At 70.9% G+C, this 19,316-nt stretch carries 21 protein-coding genes; 13 read left to right on the forward strand and 8 right to left on the reverse strand.

The genetic code is table 11. The features are described from left to right. Positions 1–86 precede the first annotated feature (86 nt). From HB370_RS12660 to HB370_RS12685, 6 genes are all read left to right on the forward strand, one after another. Positions 87–1,271, forward strand: coding sequence for an acyl-CoA dehydrogenase family protein (locus HB370_RS12660; protein ID WP_078637760.1), 1,185 nt, complete (start codon positions 87–89; stop codon positions 1,269–1,271). Positions 1,272–1,296: 25 nt separating this feature from the next. After that, a complete protein-coding gene (locus HB370_RS12665) occupies positions 1,297–1,983 on the forward strand; it encodes a transglutaminase-like domain-containing protein (RefSeq protein ID WP_030791384.1) in 687 nt (228 codons plus the stop codon). Positions 1,984–2,011: 28 nt separating this feature from the next. Further along, positions 2,012–2,821 carry a maleate cis-trans isomerase gene (locus HB370_RS12670; RefSeq protein ID WP_030791381.1) on the forward strand — a complete coding sequence of 270 codons (810 nt, stop codon included), beginning with the start codon at positions 2,012–2,014 and terminating at the stop codon, positions 2,819–2,821. Continuing rightward, positions 2,818–3,096 (forward strand): DUF6253 family protein, encoded by a 279-nt coding sequence (locus HB370_RS12675; RefSeq protein ID WP_037702952.1) that lies wholly within the window; start codon positions 2,818–2,820, stop codon positions 3,094–3,096. The genes HB370_RS12670 and HB370_RS12675 overlap by 4 nt, the downstream gene beginning before the upstream one ends. Positions 3,097–3,207: 111 nt before the next feature. Continuing rightward, positions 3,208–4,392: a globin domain-containing protein gene (locus HB370_RS12680; protein WP_030791378.1), complete on the forward strand. Its 1,185-nt coding sequence runs from the start codon at positions 3,208–3,210 to the stop codon at positions 4,390–4,392. A gap of 122 nt (positions 4,393–4,514) precedes the next feature. Further along, the gene (locus HB370_RS12685) at positions 4,515–5,153 is read left to right on the forward strand and encodes a hypothetical protein (protein ID WP_030791375.1); all 639 of its coding nucleotides are present in this window, start codon (positions 4,515–4,517) and stop codon (positions 5,151–5,153) included. Positions 5,154–5,202: 49 nt separating this feature from the next. On the opposite strand, the gene HB370_RS12690 is transcribed toward HB370_RS12685, so the two are convergent. Then, positions 5,203–5,649: an Rrf2 family transcriptional regulator gene (locus tag HB370_RS12690; RefSeq protein WP_030791371.1), complete on the reverse strand. Its 447-nt coding sequence runs from the start codon at positions 5,647–5,649 to the stop codon at positions 5,203–5,205. A 139-nt stretch (positions 5,650–5,788) separates the two neighbouring features. Here HB370_RS12690 and HB370_RS12695 point away from each other — a divergent pair, with 139 nt between their 5' ends. The 4 genes from HB370_RS12695 to HB370_RS12710 all read left to right on the forward strand — a co-directional run bounded on the left by HB370_RS12695 (position 5,789) and on the right by HB370_RS12710 (position 10,398). Further along, positions 5,789–6,466, forward strand: a complete 678-nt coding sequence (locus HB370_RS12695; RefSeq protein WP_030791368.1) for a DUF3105 domain-containing protein — start codon at positions 5,789–5,791, stop codon at positions 6,464–6,466. Next, positions 6,463–7,095, forward strand: coding sequence for a DUF305 domain-containing protein (locus HB370_RS12700; RefSeq protein ID WP_030791365.1), 633 nt, complete (start codon positions 6,463–6,465; stop codon positions 7,093–7,095). The genes HB370_RS12695 and HB370_RS12700 overlap by 4 nt, the downstream gene beginning before the upstream one ends. A 137-nt stretch (positions 7,096–7,232) precedes the next feature. After that, the gene (locus HB370_RS12705) at positions 7,233–9,176 is read left to right on the forward strand and encodes a S53 family peptidase (protein ID WP_030791362.1); all 1,944 of its coding nucleotides are present in this window, start codon (positions 7,233–7,235) and stop codon (positions 9,174–9,176) included. A gap of 253 nt (positions 9,177–9,429) precedes the next feature. Next, positions 9,430–10,398 carry an SGNH/GDSL hydrolase family protein gene (locus tag HB370_RS12710; protein WP_030791359.1) on the forward strand — a complete coding sequence of 323 codons (969 nt, stop codon included), beginning with the start codon at positions 9,430–9,432 and terminating at the stop codon, positions 10,396–10,398. A gap of 87 nt (positions 10,399–10,485) precedes the next feature. On the opposite strand, the gene HB370_RS12715 is transcribed toward HB370_RS12710, so the two are convergent. Then, a complete protein-coding gene (locus HB370_RS12715; protein WP_037702949.1) occupies positions 10,486–11,037 on the reverse strand; it encodes a hypothetical protein in 552 nt (183 codons plus the stop codon). Positions 11,038–11,050: 13 nt separating this feature from the next. After that, on the reverse strand, positions 11,051–11,992 hold the full coding sequence (locus HB370_RS12720; RefSeq protein ID WP_063766448.1) for a Scr1 family TA system antitoxin-like transcriptional regulator: 942 nt from the start codon (positions 11,990–11,992) through the stop codon (positions 11,051–11,053). Positions 11,993–12,122: 130 nt separating this feature from the next. Here HB370_RS12720 and HB370_RS12725 point away from each other — a divergent pair, with 130 nt between their 5' ends. Then, positions 12,123–12,344 carry a hypothetical protein gene (locus HB370_RS12725; protein ID WP_030791353.1) on the forward strand — a complete coding sequence of 74 codons (222 nt, stop codon included), beginning with the start codon at positions 12,123–12,125 and terminating at the stop codon, positions 12,342–12,344. Positions 12,345–13,005: 661 nt separating this feature from the next. Continuing rightward, positions 13,006–13,272, forward strand: a complete 267-nt coding sequence (locus tag HB370_RS12735) for a hypothetical protein (RefSeq protein ID WP_208974390.1) — start codon at positions 13,006–13,008, stop codon at positions 13,270–13,272. Between the two features lie 113 nt (positions 13,273–13,385). On the opposite strand, the gene HB370_RS12740 is transcribed toward HB370_RS12735, so the two are convergent. Continuing rightward, on the reverse strand, positions 13,386–14,486 hold the full coding sequence (locus tag HB370_RS12740) for a hypothetical protein (protein WP_030791347.1): 1,101 nt from the start codon (positions 14,484–14,486) through the stop codon (positions 13,386–13,388). Positions 14,487–14,934: 448 nt separating this feature from the next. Continuing rightward, a complete protein-coding gene (locus HB370_RS12745) occupies positions 14,935–15,576 on the reverse strand; it encodes a hypothetical protein (protein ID WP_030791344.1) in 642 nt (213 codons plus the stop codon). A 467-nt stretch (positions 15,577–16,043) separates the two neighbouring features. Between HB370_RS12745 and HB370_RS12750 the strand changes: the two genes are divergently transcribed. Then, a complete protein-coding gene (locus tag HB370_RS12750) occupies positions 16,044–16,349 on the forward strand; it encodes a hypothetical protein (RefSeq protein ID WP_030791341.1) in 306 nt (101 codons plus the stop codon). Positions 16,350–16,380: 31 nt separating this feature from the next. Here HB370_RS12750 and HB370_RS12755 read toward each other — a convergent pair whose 3' ends face one another. The 3 genes from HB370_RS12755 to HB370_RS12765 form a co-directional block, all read right to left on the reverse strand. Further along, a complete protein-coding gene (locus HB370_RS12755) occupies positions 16,381–17,343 on the reverse strand; it encodes a hypothetical protein (RefSeq protein WP_037702962.1) in 963 nt (320 codons plus the stop codon). 1 nt (position 17,344) lies between these two features. Further along, positions 17,345–17,959 carry a TetR family transcriptional regulator gene (locus tag HB370_RS12760; RefSeq protein ID WP_030791335.1) on the reverse strand — a complete coding sequence of 205 codons (615 nt, stop codon included), beginning with the start codon at positions 17,957–17,959 and terminating at the stop codon, positions 17,345–17,347. Positions 17,960–18,035: 76 nt separating this feature from the next. Continuing rightward, the gene (locus HB370_RS12765) at positions 18,036–19,253 is read right to left on the reverse strand and encodes an MFS transporter (RefSeq protein WP_030791332.1); all 1,218 of its coding nucleotides are present in this window, start codon (positions 19,251–19,253) and stop codon (positions 18,036–18,038) included. Positions 19,254–19,316 lie beyond the last annotated feature (63 nt).

The raw sequence follows: 19,316 nt of genomic DNA on the forward strand, positions 1-19,316 counted from the left end.
GTTCCCGCGGTGCGGGGCCCGCTCCGACGGCGGAGCGGGCCCCGGCCCCGGCCCCGATCAGCGACGTACCGGAAGGCAGCACCCGCATGACACCCGCACCGTCCGCACCGCAGACCTCGGACACCGGCACCGGCACCGGCACCGGCACAGACACCGGCACGGACCTGTACACCCTGGCCGCCCCCTGGGCGGACGAGCTCAACCGTGACCTCGACGAGTGGGACGCCCGCGCCGAGTTCCCCTGGGACAAGTGGAAGGCGGTCCAGCGCTCCGGACTGCTCACCGTCCCCTTCGAGCCGCGCTACGGCGGCCGTGGCGCCGGCCTGACCGACACGATGCGCGCCCTGGAGGGCTTCGGGCGCACCTGCCGCGACGCCGGTCTCGGCTTCTCCGCCTCCACGCAGATCGTCAGCGTCGGTGTCCCGTTGCAGGCGTTCGGCTCCGAGGAGCTCAAGTCCCGCTTCCTGCCCGGGATCGTCGCGGGCGACCTGGTCACCGCGCACGCCATCACCGAGCGGGACAACGGCTCGGACGCCCTGAACATCTCCACCACCGCGGTCCGCGACGGCGACGACTACGTCATCGACGGCGGCAAGATGTTCATCACCAACGCGCCGATCGCCGACCTCTTCCTGCTGTACGTGCGCACCGGCGCGCCCGGCCCGTTCGGTCTGAGCGTCTTCCTGGTCGAGCGGGACGCCCCCGGCCTGAGGGTCGGTGAGCCGCTGGACAAGATGGGGCTGCGGACCTCGCCGCTGAGCGAGGTGACCTTCGAGGGGCTGCGCGTGCCCGCCGCCCGGCGCATCGGCCAGGAGGGCGCCGGCTTCCTGATCCTCGACCACGTGATGAAGCGGGAGGTCCTCTTCTCGTTCTCCCTCACGCTGGGCGAGATGGAGCACCGTCTGGAGCGCGTGGTCCGGTACGCCAAGTCGCGCCGCCAGTTCGGCGAGCCGATCGGCTCCTTCCAGGGGGTCTCGCACCGCGTCGCGGACATGAAGATCGCGGTGGAGACCGCCCGCAAGTGGCTCACCGACACCGGTGCCAAGGTCGCGGCCGGCCGGGACGCCTCGCTCGACGTCGCCGCGACCAAGACCGTGGTCAGCGAGGCCAACAAGCGCACCGCGCTCGACGCCGTGCAGATCTTCGGCGGCCAGGGCTATCTCACCGCCACCGGCATCGAGCGGGACGTCCGCAACGCGGTCGGCGGAACCATCTACTCCGGCACCAGCGAGATCCAGCGCAACCGCATCGCCTCCCTCCTGGGCCTGTGATCCGGGCCCTGACGAAAGGACCAGCATGACCGCGCTCACCGCGGACGACCTGCGACGACTCACCGCGCCCACCGACTTCCTCGACTACGAGAGCGACTCCGTCCAGTCCTTCGTCGACGAGGCGGTCACCGACCGCGGCGCGGACAAGCGCCGGCTGGCCGTGGAGCTCTACTACGCCGTCCGCGACGAGGTCTTCTACGAGGTGTACGGGGCCGACCTGTCCGAGCGGGGGCTGCGGGCCGGCCACACCGCGGCCACCCGCAAGGGCTTCTGCCTGCACAAGTCGGCGCTGTACGCGGCGGCCTGCCGGGCCGTGGGCATCCCCGCCCGGGTCCACTACGGCGATGTGCGCAACCACCTCGCCTCGGACCGGCTGCGCGCCCACATCGGCGGGGACGTCTTCTTCCACGGCCTCAACTCCGTGTATCTGGACGGCAAGTGGGTCAAGGCCACCCCGGTCTTCAACAAGCTCCTGTGCCGGCTGTACGGGATGAAGCCGCTGGAGTTCGACGGCACCGCCGACAGCCTGCACCACCCGTTCGACGACCAGGGCCGCCAGAGCATGGAGTTCCTGACCGACCACGGCGGCTTCGACGACGTGCCCTACGAGTTCGTGATGGCGAACATGCGCCGCAAGCACCCCGGCTTCCTGGACGACTCCGGCACCGGAACGGTCCGCGGCGGCTCGCTGGCCGCCGAGGCGTCCGTCTGACCCGGCCCGACGACAAGGAGACACCGAGATGAGCACCATCCGAGCGCAGAAGGACGGCTGGGAGGCGCGGGCGCGCGTCGGTGTGGTCGTCCCGCACGCGGACGTCGGTCCGGAGTCGGAGTTCCAGGCGATGGCGCCCGAGGACGTGTTCGTGCACGGCTCGCGCGTCCACTTCGGCGCGATGCGGGCCGGCGGCGAGATGGACCCGAAGATCCCGCACGACCCGGTGCGGGCCTTCGTGGAGCCCCCGCACATCGACGACGCGGTGGAGCTGCTGGCCGCCTCCCCGCTCGACGTGATCGCGCTCGGCTTCACCAGCTCCGCGTACGTCCTCAAGGCGAGCGGCGAGAAGGAGCTGTTCGCCCGGCTCGAACAGCGCACGCGGGGTCTGCCGCTCACCGGCACCACCACGGCGGCCGTGGCCGGCTTCACCGCGCTCGGCGCCCGGCGGATCGCGCTGGTCAACCCGCCGTGGTTCGACGACCGGCTCTCCGGGCTGGGTGCGGACTACTTCACCGAGCAGGGTTTCGAGGTCGTCCACCACGGCCCGTGCGGGCTGCCCAGCAACCAGAAGCTGATCACCCCGGAGGCGCTGTCGGAGTGGATCCGCTCCACGGTCGCCCGGCACCGGCCCGACGCGGTCCTGGTGGCCGGCAACGGCATCCGGGCGGTGGGTGTCATCGACGCCCTGGAGCGGGAGCTGGACTTCCCGGTGCTGACCGCCAACCAGGTGCTGTTCTGGCACGCCCTGCACCTGGCCGGGGCGCACGAGACGGCCGAGGGGATGACGGGGTACGGCAGGCTGTTCGGCACCCGGCCGGCGGGGGGCGCGGCATGAGCCTGCTGGCGGCCGACGGACACGTGGCCCTGTTCGTCACCGACGAGGGGGACGCCCGTCAGCTGCCCCTGGTGTGCTGGCGCGACAACGGCACCGCCGTGCACGGCATGGTCCTGTACCGGGGGGCGCTGCGCCAGGCCGAGCAGGTCCCGGGCTTCCGGCGCTATGCCGGACCCCTGGAGCACGACACCCCGGCGCCCCACGGGTACGTCTCCCGCTACCCGCTGGAGAGCGACACCCTCGTGCGCCGCGGAAACGTCTCTTTCCACCCCTGACGGCGGGCTGACGGGCGTGGAGGGGTGAGCGACTCCACGCCCGTTTAATTTGCATCTCATATGCAACTTTTCATAGCGTGACGGTGACCCGACATCTCATGAGGAGTCGTGATGCTGACCGAGCAGTCCGCAGCCACCGTCCGCGCCACCCTGCCCGCCGTCGGCGCGGCCATCGGCGAGATCACCGAGCGGTTCTACGACCGTCTCTTCGCCGCCCACCCCGAGCTGCTGCGGGACCTGTTCAACCGCGGCAACCAGGCCGCCGGCACCCAGCGGCAGGCCCTCGCCGGCTCCATCGCCGCCTTCGCCACGCACCTGCTGGACCACCCCGACCGGCGGCCGGACGCGATGCTCGCCCGCATCGCCCACAAGCACGCCTCCCTCGGCGTGGCGCCGGAGCAGTACCAGGTCGTCCACGAGCACCTCTTCGCCGCGATCGCCGAGATCCTCGGCGAGGCCGTCACCCCCGAGGTGGCCGCGGCCTGGGACGAGGTCTACTGGCTGATGGCCAACGCGCTCATCGCGCTCGAGAAGCGGCTCCACGAGGAGAGCGGCGGCCCGGGCATGCGCCGCTGGGAAGTGGTCGAGCGGGTCGAGGAGACCGCGGACGTCGTCACCTTCCGGCTGCGCCCGGCGGACGGCGGCCCGGTCACGGCCTTCCGCGCCGGTCAGTACGTCTCCGTCGGCGTCACCCTGCCCGACGGCGCCCGGCAGATACGGCAGTACAGCCTGACCGGGGCACCGGCCGAGTCGGTGCGCCAGTTCAGCGTCAAGCGCGTCCACGGCGGCGCCACGCCCGACGGCGAGGTCTCCACCCACCTGCACGCACACGTCAGGCCCGGTGACGTCCTGGAGCTGTCCGAGCCCTTCGGCGACCTCGTCCTGGACGCCGGCGACGACACCCCGGTGCTGCTCGCCTCGGCGGGCATCGGCGTGACCCCGATGATCGCGATGCTGGCCGGCCTCGCCGCCGGCGGCCACCGCGGCCCGGTCACCGTGGTCCACGGCGACCGCTCCCCCGCCGACCACGCCCTGCGCGCCGACCACACCTCCTACGCCGGCAAGCTGTCCGACGCCGAGACGCACTTCTTCTACGAGCGGGACGCCGAGCCGGGCACCCGCACCGGCCTGGTCGACCTGGCGGACATCGCCGTACGGCCCGGCACGCGCGCTTACCTGTGCGGTCCGCTGCCGTTCATGCGCGCCGTCCGCGCCCAGCTGATCGACAAGGGCGTGGCCCCGGCCGACATCCACTACGAGGTGTTCGGCCCCGACCTGTGGCTGGCGCAGGGCTGACGAGCCCGCAGTCGTCCGGGGGCCGGCCGCCCGGCGTTCGGCCCATCGGAGCAGTCGAGTAGCACGCGGCAGGTCCGTCGCCCACGATGAGGGAACCAGACCCTCACCCCAGGGACGGCACCATGCCTACAGGACGACGCACCGGCCCCGCCGGCAGTGCGCGCCGGACCACCGCAGCGAGCGCCCTCGGCGGCGTCCTGCTCGTCGGCGCGCTCGCCGGCTGTGGCGGCGACGGCGGCCAGGACACCGGTACCCCGGCCCGGACCGACACTCCCCGTACCCCGAACGCCTCCTCCTTCAGCGGGGAACTGCCCTCGGCCCTGGCGTCCTCGGCGTCCGCGGCCGTCAGCTCGGCGAGCGTCTCGGCCTCCGCGGCGGCCTCGTCGGCCTCGGCGCGCGCCTCGGAGTTCGAGGCGTCGGTGGAGGCCGAGACCCAGCGCAGGAACGCGGCGGCGGAGAAGGAGCTGAAGAAGGTCCGCGGCCGCGGCAACGCGCTCGCCGAGGTCGGGATGACGGGAATCCCCAGGGCGGAGACCGGCGGCATCCTCGCGGTCCGGGTCACCATCACCAACAAGACGGACAGCGAGGCGTCGTACGCCGTACAGGTGGACTTCAAGAACGCGGACGGCAAGGTCGTCGAGACCCGGTACGCCGCCGCCGAGCGTCTGAGGCCGGGCAAGAAGGAACAGCCGATCGTCTTCAGCCACCAGCCGCCGGAACCGCGGCTGACCCCGGTTCTCGCCAAGGCGCAGCGTTACTGAACCCGCTCGCGTGACCCCGGGACGCTTCGCCTGTTCCTGGGATCCGCCCTCAGTCCTCTTCCGCCGGCCCCCGTGAGATGCCCAGCAGCAGGGGGCCGGTCGGGTCGGTGACGATGTCGGCGACGGTGACCGGGTCCAGGGTGGCGAAGAACGCCTCCTGGGCCCGTCGCAGCGCTCCCCGCAGCAGGCAGCCGGAGCGCAGCGGGCAGCCCGGCGTGCCCTCGCAGTCCACCACGTCGCCCTCGCCCTCGAAGGTGCGCACCACCGCGCCCACGGACGCCGTGCGGCCCTTCTCCGTCAGCGCCAGCCCGCCGCCCCGGCCCCGGCGGGCGTCGACCAGGCCCAGGTGCTGGAGCTCGGCGACCACCTTGGTGGTGTGCGTATAGGGCACGTCCATGTCGGCGGCGACCTGGCGGGTCGTGGGGGTGGCGTCGGCGGCGACCGCGAGTCGCATCAGGACGCGCAGGGCCAGATCGGTGGAGCGCAGCAGCCGCATACGGCGAGCGTAGGTAATGCGCACCCTGGCGCCAAATCTTCCGTACCGCCGTGAGATCCCTACGGAAGTCGGCCCTTCCCGCATTACGATCAGCGAGCCCCACCGTCCCCACCCACTCCTCTCGCGAAGGACACGTCTCATGGGCTCCGGCAAGGACAGCAGCACCGCCGCGCGCAAGGCGCGCATAGACGAGATGCGGCGCGCCGAGCGTGCCCGGGACCGTCGTAACCGGATCCTCGCCATCGCCGCCGGCGTGGTGGTCGTCGCCGGGCTCGTCGTCGGCGGCGTGGTGCTCGTGAACTCGCAGTCGGACGACAAGGACTCCACCGCGAGCGGTGACGCCAAGGGCTCCGGCGACTCCGGGCACTTCACCACCGGCAAGGACGGGGTGCGGACCTGGTCGGGCAAGCTGGCCCGCACCCATGTGACGACCAAGGTGTCGTACCCGATGCACCCGCCGGTCGGCGGCAACCACAACCCGGTCTGGCTGAACTGCAACGGTGACGTGTACACCGAGCCGGTGCCGGAGGAGAACGCCGTGCACTCGCTGGAGCACGGCGCGGTCTGGGTGACGTACACCGCCAAGGCGCCCAAGGCGGACGTCGACGCGCTCGCGGCGAAGGTGAAGAGCACGCCGTACTCGTTGATCAGCCCGTACGAGAACCAGGACGCCCCGCTGCTGCTCTCGGCGTGGGGCCACCAGGTGGCGGTCAAGAGCGCGAAGGACCCGGAAGTGGACAAGTTCTTCCAGACGTACGTGCAGGGTGACCAGACGCCCGAGCCGGGCGCCTCGTGCACCGGCGGGGTCATGAAGTGAGCGGGCGTTCCCTCGGCTGGGTCGCCGGGACCGCGGCGGCGGTGCTCGTCGCGGCCGGCGCGATCACCTACGCGGTCGCCCAGGACGGCGGCGCCTCCCAGGCGCGGACGCCGGACGCGCGGTCGGCCGACGCGGGCTTCGCGCGGGACATGGCCGTCCACCACCAGCAGGCCGTCGAGATGTCGTACATCGTGCGGGACCGCACGAAGGACGAGGAGGTGCGGCGGCTCGCGTACGACATCGCGCAGACGCAGGCCAATCAGCGCGGGATGATGCTGGGCTGGCTGGATCTGTGGGGGCTGCCGAAGGTGTCGGCCGACCCGCCGATGACGTGGATGGGCATGGGTGACATGCCTCCCGGCAAGGACGGCGCGCTGATGCCGGGGATGGCCACCAACACCGAGCTGAAGAAGCTCCAGTCGCTCGACGGCAAGCAGGCGGAGGTCCTCTACCTCCAGCTGATGACGGAGCATCACAAGGGCGGCATCCACATGGCCGAGGGCTGTGTGGAGAAGTGCGTGGTCGGGGCGGAGAAGCGGCTCGCGCAGGGCATGGTGGACGCGCAGCAGTCGGAGATCGAGCTGATGGCGGGGATGCTCAAGGAGCGGGGAGCGAGCCCCCGTTCATGACACAAGGGGTGAAATCGCCCCAGGCGACTGCCGCTTGATCGTCTCTTGACCCGCCCGTTCCCCTGGCATGAACGGTTCATCGCAAGAGTGGCCCCACCAGCCACTACACGCAGGTGAACCGCATCGCAGGGGGTTCTATGAGATCCGACCGCGCCACCATGCGCGCCGGTGTGAGCATGGCGGCGACACTGCCGCTGATCGCCGGCGCGCTGGCGCTGGGCATACCCGCGGCCCACGCCGCCGACAGCCCCGCACGTGCCGTGCTGAAGGGCACCAAGCCGCTGTGGGCCACGGCCAAGGCGGACCGGGGCGCGACCCCGGACGGCGCCCGGGTCAAGGCCCGCGTCTACCTGGCCGGCCGGGACGCGGCCGGCCTCGCCGCCTACGCCAGGGCGGTGTCCGACCCCGCCTCCCCGCTCTACGGCAAGTACCTGAGCGCCAAGCAGGCCCAGACCCGCTTCGGCGCCACCAAGGCCCAGGTGGCCGCCGTGAAGTCCTGGCTCACGTCGGCCGGGCTGACCGTCACCGAGGTCACCCCGCGCTACGTCGCCGTCTCCGGTGACGTGGCCGCCGCCGAGAGGGCCTTCGGCACCCAACTGCACGACTTCGCCAAGGGCGCGAAGACCTACCGCGCCCCGGCCGCGACGGCCACCGCGCCCGCCTCCCTCAAGGGCGCCGTCCTCACGGTCACCGGCCTGGACAACGCCCCGCACAAGGCGCGCCACGCCGACCAGCTGCCGCCCCCGGACGCGGTGTTCAAGAACTCGGGCCCGTTCTCCTCGTACCACGGCTCGCGGATCGCGACGACGCTCCCGGACGCCTACGGCGGAAAGATCCCGTACGCGGTCAAGGGCTACACCGGCAGGCAGCTGCGCGCCGCGTACGGCGCGGGCACGTACACCGGTCGCGGGGTGCGCATCGCGATCACGGACGCGTACGCCTCGCCGACGATCGCCTACGACGCCGCGCGGTACGCCGTGAAGAACGGTGACGCGCCCTGGAAGACCGGGCAGCTCCACCAGGTCCTCCCGAAGAACTACACCAAGACCGAGGAGTGCGGCGCGGCCGGCTGGTACGGCGAGGAGACCCTCGACGTCGAGGCGGCCCACGCGGTGGCGCCGGACGCCGACGTGACGTACGTCGGCGCGGCCTCCTGCTACGACGACGACCTGCTGGACTCCCTCGGCAAGATCGTCGACAACCACCTGGCCGACATCGTCTCCAACTCCTGGGGCGACATCGAGGCCAACCAGACGCCGGACCTCGCCGCCGCGTACGACCAGGTCTTCCAGCTGGGCGCGGTGCAGGGCATCGGCTTCTACTTCTCCTCCGGCGACAACGGCGACGAGGTCGCCAACACCGGCACGAAGCAGGTCGACACCCCGGCGAACTCGGCGTGGGTGACGGCGGTCGGCGGTACGTCGCTGGCGGTCGGCAAGGGCGACACGTACCTGTGGGAGACCGGCTGGGGCACCGAGAAGTCCTCCCTGTCGGCCGACGGCAAGACGTGGGAGAACTTCCCCGGCACGTTCACCTCCGGTGCGGGCGGCGGAACCAGCAAGACGGTCCCGCAGCCGTACTACCAGAAGGGCATCGTCCCGAAGTCCCTCGCCACGGCCAACAACGCCGCGGGCAACCGGGTGGTCCCCGACATCGCGGCCATCGCCGACCCCAACACCGGGTTCCTGGTGGGCCAGACGCAGACCTTCCCCGACGGCACGGAGCGGTACGACGAGTACCGCATCGGCGGCACGTCGCTGGCGGCGCCGGTCATCGCGGCGGTCCAGGCCCTGGCCCAGGAGGCCGGCGGCGGCAAGCCCCTCGGCTTCGCCAACCCCTCGATCTACGCCAAGTACGGCAAGCGGGGCGTCTACCACGACGTCACGGACAACCCCACGGGCTCCGGCCTCGCGGTGGCCCGCGTCGACTTCGCCAACGGCCTCGACGCGACGGGCGGCCTGCTGTACTCGGCCCGCACCCTCGGCCACGACAGCTCCCTGTCGGCGGTCAAGGGCTACGACGACGTGACGGGCGTGGGTTCCCCGGCGAACGGGTACGTGCAGTCGTTCCGCAAGCGGTAGGCGTGTAGACCGTCTGGGGGCGTGGGGTTCTGCCTCACGCCCCCTTCCTGTGCTGCGCGCGCTGATGTGGTGACCGAGAACAAGACAGCCACCGCGTACGCGCTTTCGGGCGGTGATCACCCAGTGCGAAACCAGCTCCCCCACACAGACGTATTCCACCAACATTTGGTTACCGACAGCACTGGATCCGTTGCACGCAGCAAGCGTCACTTTAGGGTCGAAGCACTGCCGACACCGTATCCATGGAGGATTCGTGGCACGCTTGCGCACTCGTCTGGCCCTGCTCGGCTCGGCCGCCGCCCTCGCCGCCGGTGCTCTCGTCCCCGCACAGTTCGCCGGGGCCCGACCCGCCGCCGCGGCCGACAACTACGAGTGGGTCGCCCTGGGTGACTCCTACACCGCAGGGGTGATCCGGGCCGCGGGCGACACCTTCGAAGTCCCGCGCGACGGCTGCGAGCGCACCGACCGGTCCTACCCCCAGGTCATCGACCGGGACCTCGGCGGTCTCTTCGATCTGACCAACGTCAGCTGCGGCGCCGCCACCATCGAGGACGTCACCGACACCGCCCAGTCCCCGATCGGCCGTCACCTGCCGCCCTTTTCCGAGGACCCGGACTACCCCTTTCCCCGGGTGCGCGCTCAGTCCGAGGCGGTGAACTCCGGTACCGACGTCATCACCGTCGGCGCGGGCGGAAACACCCTCGGCTTCGCCGAATTCCTCGTCAAGTGCTCGGAGCTGGGCGGCGAAAGCGGCGGCAAGGGCACCCCGTGCCAGGACGCCATGGCCGCCGGCGTCCCGGCCCGGCTGAAGAAGGTGCGCCAGGAGTACGACCGGATGCTCGCCGAGCTCCACCGGCGCGCCCCGCACGCGAAGATCCTGGCCGTCGGCTATCCCACGGTCGTCCCCAAGGACACCTCCGCCTGCACCTTCGGCGAGCTGACGCAGTTCGGCACGATCACCCAGGGCGACCTGGCCTGGCTGCGCCATGACGTCCTGGAACCCCTCAACAAGGCCATCGCGAACTCGACCGGCACACAGGAAGCGGCCCGCTACATCGACCTCTACGCCTCTTCCCAGGGTCACAGCGTCTGCGACGACAGCAAGTGGGTGGAAGGCTTCGTCACCCTCCCCTACCAGATGTCCTTCGTACACCCCAACGCCCTCGGCCACCGCAACGCCGCCGACCACGTGGAACAGGCGATGCTGAACGCCATCAGCTGAGCCGCCCCGCGCCCGGCACCCCGCCGACGAACCGGCCCCCGGCACCGACCGGGGGCCGGTTCGCGTTCCTCGGTACGCCCACAGGCCCTAGTCGATCGGCAGCCCGAGGGCACGCAGCGCACCCGGCGACACGTCCGCGCCTTCGAGCACGTCGGCGAGCCGCAGAGCACGGTCGGCGATGAGCAGGTCTCGGGGTTCTTCGGGTACGACGCGACCGGCGCGGGTCAGCCAGGTGGCGATCTCCCGCCAGGAGTAGAACTCCGTACCGCCGGAGGAGGTTTCCGGTTCGGGGAACCCGTGGCGCCGGGCCAGTTCGAACAGCTCCGGCCCACAGCGCTGGGCCGCCTCCGCCAACGTCACGGTGTCGTCGTGACGCACGCCGACCGCCCGCAGGCCCGGGATGAGCCGGATGTCCCGCGCGACCTGTTCGACGGCGTCCAGGAGCGTCGGGGCCTCGATGTCGCACGACAGCTCCCGCAGCCTGTCCGGGTCCGGGCGGTGCGGGTAGTCCTCGGGGTTTTCGGGGCCCATCGTGTAGGACACCGAGCCGTCCGCGAAGGCGTCGCAGTGGTCTAAGGCATCGGCCTGCTCGGGCGTGAGGGGCTGGTTGACCAGGAGGGTGAAGCTCCACTCGGACACGGCGACGGCCCTTTCAGTACTGGACCTCTACGCAGTTGCCGCCGTCTTCGTTGCTGTAGCTCGACTTGCGCCAGAGGGCGGCGCCGGGGAAGTGGCCGGCGACTTCGGCTGGTTGTTTGCCGTTTCTGTAGCACTCGGCTGCCCGTTCGATGAGTCGCAGCGATGTCTCGGTGTCCAGCCCCGTGGCTCTCAGCCGGCCGTATGCCTTCGAGTACTGCTTCACGAGCAGGGGGTCATCGATCAACTGGCCGCTGTACATGTTCTCCGTGTACATGACCGGCGGGGCGTCGGCAAAGGTCATGAATCGCGCCGGGCTCGCCATGAAAGGATGCGCGCCCGCATTCCGCAGTACCAGTTGCGTGAAAGTCCGGCGCCTGCGCAGTACCTCTACGAGGTGGGCGAGCTGTTCCGCCATCTCATCGGGCGGAAGGATCGGTTCCCACAAGACGGACTCGTGCAGGATGACCCAGTTCTCGGGGGAGTCCTTGTCCTCGAAGAGCCAGGCGCGGCTTCGTCGGCCGGCGACCTTCGCAGCCAGTGATTCCTCGGGTTCCGTGGGATAGGCGGCCAGGACGATGGCCCTGATGTACGGCTCCAGTTGAAGCGGCCCCGGGATCAGCCTCGGGTTCCACTCCTCGATCTCCAGCGCTTGCTCCTCCAGTTCGAGTACGTCGCTGAAGTACTCGGCGTGGCCGTCCTTCCTCGCTCTGCGCACATCCTCGCAATGCCGCTCGAAGAACCCATCCGTGCCCAGCACCCGGTCCACGTGCCGGGCGAGATCCAGCGGCATCCGGCGCTGTCCGCGCTCGATGTCGCTCAGTAGCGACTTGCCGTAGAAGCTGCCCTCGACCAGCTTCTCCAGGGACAGCCCGGCTGCCTCCCGCTTCCACCGCAGTTCCTTGCCGTACAGGTTGAGGACGCCGGCCGAACCGTCGATGCCCTTACGCCGTGCCACTCCCACCCCATAACTCACGGTGCCATTTCCACTCTTGGCATTGCGTACCCAAGATGTCTTCCACGGTAGCGAGCACATCGACAGTCTGTACCGGACTCATCACAGACCGCACAGAAGGCTTCCGTCATCCATGTCCGACCACTCCCCCACCGCCCACGACATCACCCTCGCCGTGGAGGAACTCCGCACCGCCCTCGCCCTGCACGGCATCACGCTGCCGTCGCTCAGGGTCGACCTGCCGAGCTTCGCGGGTACGTACAGCCCGCCCGCCGGGCTCGTCACGCTCGGAAACTGCAACTCGGCGACCGCGCGTGCCCTCACCGCCGTACTGCGGAAGGCGGCGGCCGAATGATGACACCGCCGCTGGAGTTCCACCTGCTGGCGACACCGAAAGCCGCGCCGGATCTGCGTCATCGGTACGGCGCCCCACCACGGCCGCACCCGTATCGAGGTGACCGATCCTGATCCGCGGGCGTTGCCCGTTCTGCTCTCCGCGACGGAATCGGAGGAGTCGGGGCGGGGTCTGGCGCTTGTGGACGCGTTGGCCGAGTGCTGGGGCGTGGTGCAGGGGGCCGACTGCAAGACGGTGTGGTGTGAGCTGAGGAACTGAAGAAGGTGCCGTGGGGCCGCCCGGGGAAAGTGGCCGGCTGAACTAGGTCGGGCCCTACCGTCGGCTGCGCACGCATCGTGGGTCGGGGATGCGCGCTCGCGCCTCGCCAGCACGCCGGGCGTGCTTAGCGGCTTGCGGCCGGTGGCGGGTGCGCGGTCACCTCTTGCCGCACGCCGGGTGGGATTGGCGGCTTACGACCCTCGCCGGAGCGGTCTCGCGGGCCTGCGGGTCCCTCGGGCACGGCTCCTCGGAATGCTTGGCCGATCCGCCCCCATGGGTTGTTTTGGAATACCTTTCCAAAACAACCCCCCGACCCCCTCGCCCCGCCCCAGGTGGCGCGAGGCATTCCGCTGCCCGGCCTGCCAGGCCACAGCTGTCCCCGCGCCCGGGCGGGTCAGGGCGGGTGAAAGATGACGCACGCCTGCTCGGGCCCGCCGGTCTCCACATCACCCCCGCACTCCGCGCCACCCTCACCGAGACCGAACACGACGAACTCCCGGACGGGAGCCACGAGACCGGCGTCATCGAATGGGTCGACTACCGCAAGACCGCCGAACTGCCGGTCTTCCCGCCCATCGGACCCGCCCTCGCCGCCCTGCCCGAACCCCGTGCCACCGTCACCGACGCCGCCCTGCCCGCCGTCACCGACGAGAACTACACCTGCCTCTGAGCACCGACCCGCACGGTGTGAACCGCCGACGGGCATCTCAGCCCGCCCACCCCTCTCGCCACCACGGCGGCAGCGGGGAACGCCTCACCATGCGGCACCAAGCCAGGACCGCTCTACGATCGTGTCGCCCTCGCGCACTCGTCCCCGGCGGGCCCGCCCCGTCCGACCGGTCCGCTGCGGTCGTACGGGTCGATCTCCCTGTCGGTCTCGTCCGCCCGGCGGTCCGCGCCGAAGGGCGGGGTGAAGTAGCCCGTGGGGGCGCCGCAGCCGCCGTTGGTCATGGTGTATTTGTACGAGACGATCGAGAACGTGCCCGGCTTGGTGATCACCTTGTCCGGGTCGTCCCAACTCATGACCAGCTCGCGCCGGATGATCGTGCGCACGATCTCGTCGCCGCCGCCCGCGTCCGCGCGGGTGACCGGGTAGACGAAGGTGACGTCGGCGGTCACCTGGAGCGCGCCGCGCTCGCCCTCCTGGTAGGTGAGCCGGCCCCGGGTCTTCACGACGCTGCCGACCAGACGGGCCTGGGAGGGTCTGAAGCGACTGAAGAGGAGCAGGGGGTCGCTCTTCTCACCCGGGGTCCGGAAAGCGGTCTTCAGGAGGTCTTGGACGTCCCGCTGGTGCGGATTGATCAGCGCGATCGCCTTCTCCGGGCGCTCGCCCCGCAGCACCCCACGGTCCAGACTCGACGCAACGAGGAAGTCCCGGCTGCGGGCGAGGGCCCGCTCGACCTCTGCCGTGCTCATCCAGCCGACCGCCCTGGCCTTCGGCACGGTGATCCCCGCCGCCCCACTCGCCCAGCGCGCCGCCGGCGAACCGCGGAACGGCTCCTGCGCGGTGGGGCGTTGGACCTCCACCGCCGGGGGAGCCTGGGTCGGGCGGGCGGTCTCGCCCGCCAACGGCGCGGAGTCACGGTCGTCGTCGGCGAACAGGTCCACTGTCCGCCCCGGCGCGAGCGCCACCACAAGCAGTGTCAGCAAGGCCAGCAGTCCGGCCACGTACCAGCCCGTGCGCCGCTTGGGTCGCGCGGGCGTGTAGCTGCGCCAGCCCTCCGCGCCTCGGGCGGGGTCCGTGCGCAACCGCTTTGCCACGTCGCGGGCCCGCGCCGACGGCTCCTTGGGCGCGTCGGCGGCGCCCGCCATCGACTCGCGCAGAAACCGCTCCCACTCCTCGTCGGACCTGGACGAGCCGTCCGGTCCCGTACCCGCGCCCATCCGCCAACCCCCTGCAATCGGTAGACCCGCGGCCCGCTCCCCCGGAACGCGTCCGCATCATGGCACGGAGCACTGACAGAGCCTGGCTGGGCGGACGGCGTGAGCGTCCCTCTTCCACCTCGCCGCATCGCGGCCGTGGCCGGTTCATCGCGCAGCGCCTCAGCCTCCGAATCACAGGGCACTGCCCAGGAGTTGTCCCGGCCGCGCGCACTCGCGTCACGGGGTGCGGCACCGGATCCGGCATGACGGACGGCGGACGGATGGGATATGATCATCACAAGCAAGCGGGCGAACGCAGCCTCGCTGGCGATGCGTTGGTGGTCCAAGGAAAGACGCCCCACTTCCTGTGGGGAGATGCAGGTGCAAGGCCTGCCCGGCGCTCGAACGAAAACCCGCCCCGAGAGTCCTCGGGGCGGGTTTTCTGCTGAAGCGGCACGGTATCGGCGACTTACGCGGCGGACACCCACGGGTGTCCCGGGTGCACGCGGGTGAGCAGTTCGGCCAGGGTCTCGCGCTGCGCGGTGGTCATGTGCGGGACGGTCGCTTCGAAGTCCGCCTGATCCTTTCGACGGGCGTGCTTGGCCTTGAACAGCAGGACCAGTTCGGGCGCCAGGTACGGGATGCCGTCCCGGGTGCGGTGGATGATCTCGCTGTAGGGAAACCGGATCCTCTCGTCGCGCCGGCAGATCCAAATGTCACCGTCGTGCGGTTCGCGGAACACGTCGAGCAGGTAGTTTCCCGTGGCCGGATCACGGAGCCATGTCTGATGCACGGCGGCCAGGGCCTCCGCTGGGGCACCCTCCCAGATCCGGCCGCTGCCCACCGCGTCGAAGACGTAGCCGGGGAAGCGGCGGCGGACCTCCGGAAAACTCGCGGCCGGAATCGCGATCTCGATGTCTCCATGAGGGCGCGTCTGCTCGCCGCGGAACAGGTCCAGCGCCCAGCCGGCGGCCACACACCAAGGCGCACCGATCCCGGCCAGCCGCCGCGCGACCTCACTCGGGGTCCAGCAGGACGACCACCTGGCGTGGAGGGCTTCGATCTCGTCGGGCGACACCTCGATGCCGCCACTGGGCAGCTGCTCGCTCACCCCGGGAACCTATCAGCGGAGTCCAAGCCCCCTGGCGGTGGCAGGTGCTCGGAGCCGGTGAGTCGTTTTGGAATGCTTGAACCCACCCACCGGCCGTATGCCGCCAAGCCCACCCGGCGTGCGGGCGAGACGCGAACGCGCACCCGCCACCGGGGCGGAGCCGCTTAGCCTGCCCGGCGTGCTGGCGAGACGCGAGCGCGCACCCCTGCCGACGGGGTCTCGTAGCCCACCCATGGGTCCGGTACCGGGGTGGGCCACTGTTCTTTCGGCCGCTCGCTCGCTTCCACCCCGGGCTGGAGCGAGGTGTGTCAAGGGTGGGCCGCAGGCCCATCGCCGAAGGCGACGCGCAGCGCCCTTGACTCACCTCGCGGAAGCCCGACACTCGCCGAGAAGCGAGCGGCCCGACGGCCACTTCGTCCCCAGGGGGCACAGACCAACCCCACCAACCCACGGTTACTTTCGAACACATGGGCATCGAGATAGAGCTGCGGCAACGAGACACCGTCGTACGGAGGTCGTACGAGCACGGGGAAACCCTCGCGCTCGCGCTGGACACACTCGTCCCGCCGGGACAAGGGCGGCTCTCGCGGATCGACCCCTCCCGGGACACCCGGTTCACCGAACAGGACGCCCGGGCCGCCCTTCCCGAGGTCGCCGCCCTGGTGGACAAGTGCACCAGCCCCTTCCAGCAGGCCGCCCTCCTCGATCTCGCCGAGATGCTCACGGCCTGCGCGGAAACACCGGGCGGGTGCCTGTGGTTCATCGGTGACTAGCGGCGCATCGGAGAACCCTCGCCTCGAAGCGTCACTGACGGGCGGAGCGGCCGTTCGGCCGTCGGTATCTGGCACTCATGGCGCGGAAGACCTTCTTCGGTTCCCAGTGGATCTCGTCAAGCACGCGCACGACGCCGTAGGAGGCGATGTCGCGGTCGCGGGGCTTGTCGTAGTTGGCGAAGGAGAACCACAGCGCGGTATCGACACCTTCTTCCTCGAAGATGTCGAGCAGCTCGTTGAGGTAGCGCACTTGCTCGTCCTCGTCCGGGACGGCTCCTCGGGGTGGTTGCCACGCCATGCCGCCGAGGTCGCCCGCGCCTCGGTAGGCGCACGTTCCGTACTCGGTGACGGCGACGGGCTTGCCATGGGAGAGGGACTCGCGCAGGTGGGTGCGGAAGGTACCGGTGGTCTGCGCGGTTCGGTAGGCGTCGATGCCCACCATGTCGAACGGGCTCCAGTCGACGGGTTCCCAAGAGCCGGAAGCATAGGTGATCTCCCCGCCGAAGTGGGCGCGGACCGTCGTCGCGGCCTGGGCGAGGAAGGCGTTGAGGCGTTCGGGGACCGGCCCGAGGGAGGTCCACCATCGCATGTCGGCGGTGGCCATGGCGTGGAGGCGGTCGAGGTAGGTGTCGCCCGGCAGGAATCCGTGGGCGAAGGCGCTGAGTTCGCAGCCGGTGACGAGCACCACCCGCGCGCCGGCCTGTCGCAGGGCCTCGGCGCGTCGCGCGCAGTCGGCGAAGAACGGCAGGATCCGTTCCGGGGGAAGGTCGGCGGGGAACGGGGAGAACCACACTTCGAGGCCGGCGTCGGCCGCGTGCCGGGCCGCGATGTCCAGTCGCTCGGCACAGCGCCCGGAGACGCGCACGGCGTCGCAGTGCAGCTCGTCGGCGATGACCGCCATGTCGTGCCGGACCTGGGCGGGATCCAGGGTCTTCCGGGTGAGTCGGTCGCCGGGGAAGGTCCCGGTGTCGTAGTTGATGCCTCGTGCGCGCACGTCAGCGCCCTCCCGCATGACTGAGTCCGTGTTCCAGCAGGTCGAAGGTCAGCTCGACGTCCCGGGCCAGGGTGCGGGCCGTGTCGTCGGCACAGGCGCCGGCCAGCAGACGCTGGAAGTACATTTCCTGGAGGGTGAGCAGGGAAGCGGCGATCTGGGCGGCCATGAGGGCGGCCGCCGTGGGCCCGTACTCCTCGGCCAGAACCTGTGCCAATGCCTGGCGCTGCTGGTAGAGCAGGCCGTTGGCCGCGTTCCGCAGTGCCGGGCTGGACTCGATCACGCGCACGCGTGCGAGCAGCGCGTCGAGGTCCGCCCGCGGTAGCCGTCCGGCGGCGAGCGCGAGCGCGCGGTGATGCGCTCGCAGCGCCTCCAGGAAGGTCTGGCCGGCCGGGCGCCGAGCGGCGATCCCGGCCAGGTCGTCGCCGCCCACGCCGTGGAGGACGAGGGATTCCTTGGTCGGGAAGTACGAGAAGAGGGTCGCCTTGGCCACCTCGGCGGCCTCGGCGATCTCGTTGACGGTCACCGCGTCGAATCCGCGCTCGGTGAACATCCGCAACGCCACCGCGGCGATCCGCTGCCTGGTCTGTTCCTTCTTGCGCTCGCGAAGCCCCGCCATACAGCCCACAGTATCCATACCTGGTTCAGAAGTGAACCAGGTATGGATTTTTCCTGTCGGCGGCTGGGAGGTCGTCCTACTTGGCGCTGGTCGTCTTCACGGCCTGCGGTACGTGCGCGGCCACCACTCGCCCGGTGTGCGCCACCGCACGCCGGCGGTCCACCCCGTACGCCACACCGGCCACGCCCAGCCCCAGCACGGCCAGCAGCGCGCCCGCCAGCGCGGGGGACGTCGTACCGTAGCCCGCGGAAAGGGCCAGGCCGCCGAGCCACGCGCCACCCGCGTTGGCCAGGTTGAACGCCGCCTGGTTGGCCGAGGAGGCGAGGGAGGGGGCCGCCGACGCCTTCTCCATCACCATCAGCTGGAGCGGGGAGCCGGTGACGAACGCCGCCATGCCCAGCAGGGTGACCGCCAGTGCCGCGCTCCACTCCGCCCGCATCAGCAGCGGGAACAGGAGCAGGACCAGGGTCAGGGAAGCGAGGCCGCCGAACAGGGTGACCCGCAGGGAGTGGTCCGCCAGGCGTCCGCCCAGCAGGTTGCCCGCCGTCGCGCCCACGCCGAACAGCGCCAGCAGCAGGGTCACGCTCGTCTCCGCGTAACCCGCCGTGTCCGTCAGCATCGGGGTGACGTAGCTGTACGCCGCGAACAGCGCGCCGAAGCCCGCCACCGTCGTACCGAGGGCCAGCCAGACCGGCAGGGAACGCAGGGCCGCCAGTTCGCCGCGCAGGCCCGCCGCGGGGGCGGGGGCGTGGTCGCGGGGGATCAGCAGCGCCAGGGACGCTATCGCGGCCACGCCGATCGCGCTCACCGCCAGGAAGGTCGCCCGCCAGCCCAGGTGCTGGCCCATGAGCGTCGCGGCGGGGACGCCCGCGATGTTGGCGACGGTCAGGCCGAGGAACATCAGGGACACCGAGCGGGCCTTGCGCTCCGGCGGGACCATCGCCGTGGCGACCACCGCGCCGACGCCGAAGAAGGCGCCGTGCGGCAGGCCGCTGAGGAAGCGGGCCGCCAGCAGCGAGGCGTTGCCGGGGGCGAACGCCGACAGCGCGTTGCCCGCCACGAACAGGGCCATCAGCGCGATCAGCACCGTACGGCGGGACATGCGGGCCGTGAGCGCGGCCAGCAGCGGGGCGCCGATGACCACGCCCAGCGCGTACGCCGAGACCAGGTGCCCGGCGGAGGGGATCGAGATGTGCAGGTCGTCCGCGACGTCGGGCAGCAGGCCCATCATCACGAACTCGGTCGTACCGATGCCGAAGGCGCCCACGGCTAGGGCGAGCAGGGCCAGGGGCATGAGGGACCTTTCAGAGCGGAGAAGGGGGGACGGAAAGTTTCGCAGTATGTTCCCGTGCCGAAC

The sequence above is a fragment of the Streptomyces sp. DSM 40868 genome, assembly GCF_011820545.1.
In the GTDB taxonomy this organism is placed as follows: domain Bacteria; phylum Actinomycetota; class Actinomycetes; order Streptomycetales; family Streptomycetaceae; genus Streptomyces; species Streptomyces eurythermus.

What these genes read in the sequence shown, in the direction of transcription:
- HB370_RS12660 (WP_078637760.1), top strand. Translation starts at nt 87, where the DNA reads ATGACACCCGCACCGTCCGCACCGCAGACCTCGGACACCGGCACCGGC.
- HB370_RS12665 (WP_030791384.1), top strand. Translation starts at nt 1,297, where the DNA reads ATGACCGCGCTCACCGCGGACGACCTGCGACGACTCACCGCGCCCACC.
- HB370_RS12670 (WP_030791381.1), top strand. Translation starts at nt 2,012, where the DNA reads ATGAGCACCATCCGAGCGCAGAAGGACGGCTGGGAGGCGCGGGCGCGC.
- HB370_RS12675 (WP_037702952.1), top strand. Translation starts at nt 2,818, where the DNA reads ATGAGCCTGCTGGCGGCCGACGGACACGTGGCCCTGTTCGTCACCGAC.
- HB370_RS12680 (WP_030791378.1), top strand. Translation starts at nt 3,208, where the DNA reads ATGCTGACCGAGCAGTCCGCAGCCACCGTCCGCGCCACCCTGCCCGCC.
- HB370_RS12685 (WP_030791375.1), top strand. Translation starts at nt 4,515, where the DNA reads ATGCCTACAGGACGACGCACCGGCCCCGCCGGCAGTGCGCGCCGGACC.
- HB370_RS12690 (WP_030791371.1), bottom strand. Translation starts at nt 5,649, where the DNA reads ATGCGGCTGCTGCGCTCCACCGATCTGGCCCTGCGCGTCCTGATGCGA.
- HB370_RS12695 (WP_030791368.1), top strand. Translation starts at nt 5,789, where the DNA reads ATGGGCTCCGGCAAGGACAGCAGCACCGCCGCGCGCAAGGCGCGCATA.
- HB370_RS12705 (WP_030791362.1), top strand. Translation starts at nt 7,233, where the DNA reads ATGAGATCCGACCGCGCCACCATGCGCGCCGGTGTGAGCATGGCGGCG.
- HB370_RS12725 (WP_030791353.1), top strand. Translation starts at nt 12,123, where the DNA reads ATGTCCGACCACTCCCCCACCGCCCACGACATCACCCTCGCCGTGGAG.
- HB370_RS12740 (WP_030791347.1), bottom strand. Translation starts at nt 14,486, where the DNA reads ATGGGCGCGGGTACGGGACCGGACGGCTCGTCCAGGTCCGACGAGGAG.
- HB370_RS12750 (WP_030791341.1), top strand. Translation starts at nt 16,044, where the DNA reads ATGGGCATCGAGATAGAGCTGCGGCAACGAGACACCGTCGTACGGAGG.
- HB370_RS12760 (WP_030791335.1), bottom strand. Translation starts at nt 17,959, where the DNA reads ATGGCGGGGCTTCGCGAGCGCAAGAAGGAACAGACCAGGCAGCGGATC.
- HB370_RS12765 (WP_030791332.1), bottom strand. Translation starts at nt 19,253, where the DNA reads ATGCCCCTGGCCCTGCTCGCCCTAGCCGTGGGCGCCTTCGGCATCGGT.